2 protein-coding genes are annotated in these 3,329 nt (G+C 67.7%); one reads left to right on the top strand and one right to left on the bottom strand.

Features of this window, described 5'->3' with window-relative positions:
• Positions 1 to 2,373: ATP-dependent Clp protease ATP-binding subunit (locus tag B7X32_RS19680; RefSeq protein WP_292723628.1), on the bottom strand; the 2,373-nt coding region annotated here is incomplete at its 3' end.
• Positions 2,374 to 2,720: 347 nt separating this feature from the next.
• Here B7X32_RS19680 and B7X32_RS19675 point away from each other — a divergent pair.
• Positions 2,721 to 3,329: hypothetical protein (locus B7X32_RS19675; RefSeq protein WP_292723625.1), on the top strand; the 609-nt coding region annotated here is incomplete at its 3' end.

The raw sequence follows: 3,329 nt of genomic DNA, 5'->3' as shown, positions 1-3,329 counted from the left end.
GTGCAGGATCTTCTCGGACAGCTGGTCCTCGACCTCGCGCTGCATCGCACGACGCAGCGGACGGGCGCCGAGCGTCGGGTCGAACCCGATCTCGATGAGCTGGTCCTTGGCGGCGTCCGTCAGCTCCACCGTCATGTCGCGGTCGAGCAGGCGGTCGCTCAGGCGCTTCGTGAACAGGCCGACGATCTGACGCAGCTCGTCCTTGTTCAGCTGCGGGAACACGATGACGTCGTCGAGACGGTTCAGGAACTCGGGCTTGAAGTTGCGCTTGAGCTCCTCGTCGACCTTGCCCTTCATCCGCTCGTAGGTCGTCTGCGAGTTGCCCTCGATCTGGAAGCCGACCGGGCCACCGGCGATCGCGGACGAACCGAGGTTCGTCGTCATGATGATCACGGTGTTCTTGAAGTCGATGACGCGACCCTGACCGTCGGTGAGGCGACCCTCCTCGAGGATCTGCAGCAGCGAGTTGAAGATGTCGGGGTGCGCCTTCTCGATCTCGTCGAACAGCACCACGGAGAACGGCTTGCGACGCACCTTCTCGGTGAGCTGGCCGCCCTCCTCGAAGCCGACGAACCCGGGAGGGGCTCCGAACAGCCGCGAGACGGTGTGCTTCTCGCCGAACTCGCTCATGTCGAGCGAGATGAGGGCGCCCTCGTCGTCGAACAGGAACTCGGCGAGCGCCTTGGCGAGCTCGGTCTTTCCGACGCCCGTGGGGCCGGCGAAGATGAACGAGCCCGAGGGGCGCTTCGGGTCCTTCAGACCCGCACGCTGGCGGCGGATCGTCTTGGACAGGGCGGCGATCGCCTCCTCCTGGCCGATGACGCGCTGGTGCAGCGCCTTCTCCATGAAGACGAGGCGGCTGGACTCCTCCTCGGTGAGCTTGAACACCGGGATGCCCGTCGCCTGGGCCAGCACCTCGGCGATCAGGCCCTCGTCGACGACCGCGTTGGTCGCGACGTCGCCCGAGCGCCACTGCTTCTCCAGGCGCAGCCGCTCTGCGAGCAGCTCCTTCTCCTGGTCGCGCAGGGAGGCCGCCTTCTCGAAGTCCTGCTCCTCGGAGGCCAGCTCCTTCTCCTCGCGGACCTTCGCGATCTTGTCGTCGAACTCGCGCAGCTCCGGCGGGGAGGACAGGATCGACAGGCGCAGGCGGGCGCCGGCCTCGTCGATCAGGTCGATCGCCTTGTCGGGCAGGAACCGGTCGGCCACGTAGCGGTCGGCGAGGTTCGCCGCGGCGACGAGCGCGCCGTCGGTGATCTGCACCTTGTGGTGCGCCTCGTAGCGGTCGCGCAGGCCCTTCAGGATGTTGATCGTGTGCGGCAGGTTCGGCTCGTTGACCTGGATCGGCTGGAACCGGCGCTCGAGCGCGGCGTCCTTCTCGAAGTGCTTGCGGTACTCGTCGAGCGTGGTGGCGCCGATCGTCTGCAGCTCGCCGCGGGCGAGCAGCGGCTTCAGGATGCTCGCCGCGTCGATCGCGCCCTCGGCGGCGCCCGCACCCACGAGGGTGTGGATCTCGTCGATGAAGACGATGATGTCGCCGCGCGTGCGGATCTCCTTGGTGACCTTCTTCAGGCGCTCCTCGAAGTCGCCGCGGTAGCGGGATCCGGCGATGAGGGATCCGAGGTCGAGCGAGTAGAGCTGCTTGTCCTTGAGCGTCTCGGGGACGTCGCCCTTCACGATCGCCTGGGCAAGGCCCTCGACGACGGCGGTCTTGCCGACGCCGGGCTCGCCGATCAGGACGGGGTTGTTCTTGGAGCGGCGGGAGAGGATCTGCATGACCCGCTCGATCTCCTTCTCGCGCCCGATGACCGGGTCGAGCTTGTTGTCGCGCGCAGCCTGCGTCAGGTTGCGCCCGAACTGGTCGAGCACCTGGGATCCGCCCTGGGCCTGCTGCTGGGTGTCGTGCGCGGCGCCGGAGACGGCGGCGGGCTCGCGCCCCGGGGATCCGGAGAGCATCTGGATGACCTGCTGGCGGACCTTGTTCAGGTCGGCGCCGAGCTTGACGAGCACCTGGGCGGCGACGCCCTCGCCCTCGCGGATGAGGCCGAGGAGGATGTGCTCAGTGCCGATGTAATTGTGGCCGAGCTGCAGCGCCTCGCGCAGGCTCAGCTCGAGCACCTTCTTCGCGCGCGGCGTGAAGGGGATGTGGCCGGTCGGCTGCTGCTGACCCTGGCCGATGATGTCCTGCACCTGCTCGCGCACGGACTCGAGGGAGATGCCGAGGGACTCCAGCGCCTTGGCCGCAGCTCCCTCGCCCTCGTGGATGAGGCCGAGGAGGATGTGCTCGGTGCCGATGTAGTTGTGGTTGAGCATCTTCGCCTCTTCTTGGGCGAGGACGACGACACGACGGGCTCGGTCAGTGAATCTCTCGAACATGTCACTCCTTGTTCGTTGCCCGGTGGGGGCGATGGCACACTCCGTGCCGGATACATCGAGAGTAACGACCGTGCGAGCGGTGCAAGCCGTTGTTCGCCGTCGGCTGACCCCGGCGACGAAGCGTGACGCGGTGGTACTGCGCCTCATCGGGGCGCCCGACCCACCCAAGAACCGAGGATGTTCGCAATGCGGAAGGCGATCCGGGCCGGATCCGTCCTTCCGCATTGCCATCGCCCTGCGGACTTCCCCACCTCCGCGGGGCGATGCGGACCCGACCCTTGACCCCCTTATCGATTGTCGTTATGTTAACGATCATCGATAACATCCGTGTCGGCAGAGGGGGAATCATGATCGCGGCCACACGATCCAGAGGACAAGGACCGACGACCCGTTCCGAGCGCGCGGACGCGACCGCCGTGCTGATCGTCGGCACGCTTGTTCTCGCCGCCGCCGTCACGGTCGTGGTGCTGCGCGCTGCGCAGACCTTCCGCCCGGACGGCATCGCCTGGATCCTGCCCATCGACCAGCAGCCGATCGACGCGACGGTGAGGTCAGGCAGTTCCGCCGTGCACGGCTATGCGACGCAGGCTCTGGTGGTCGTCCCCGGGCTGAGCCCTCTGGGCACGGGCGCGATCGTCCTCTCGCATGCGGTGTGGGCGACGGCCGCGCTGCTCGTCATCGGGTCCTCCCTCTTCATCGCCTGGTCCTTCCTGCGCGGGCGGTTCTTCGCAACGGGAACGGTGCGCGCCCTCGCGACGATCAGCTGGGCACTCGCGATCGGCGCAGCCGTCGTGCATGTTCTCGACGGGTTCGGGCGCAACAGCATCGTGGCGGCCCTGAACCCGGATCGCGGGCCTGTCTACGACACCCCTGACACCTGGTCCTGGCTGCCGGTCTTCGCCGTCGGGGTGGCGCTCGGCCTGATCACCACGGCGTTCCGCCGCGGCGCGCGCCTG

The sequence above is a fragment of the Microbacterium sp. 13-71-7 genome, from assembly GCF_002257455.1.
GTDB lineage: Bacteria > Actinomycetota > Actinomycetes > Actinomycetales > Microbacteriaceae > Microbacterium.
Note: the sequence above shows the minus strand (reverse complement) of the source record. Positions and strands in the feature narration are given on the sequence as shown.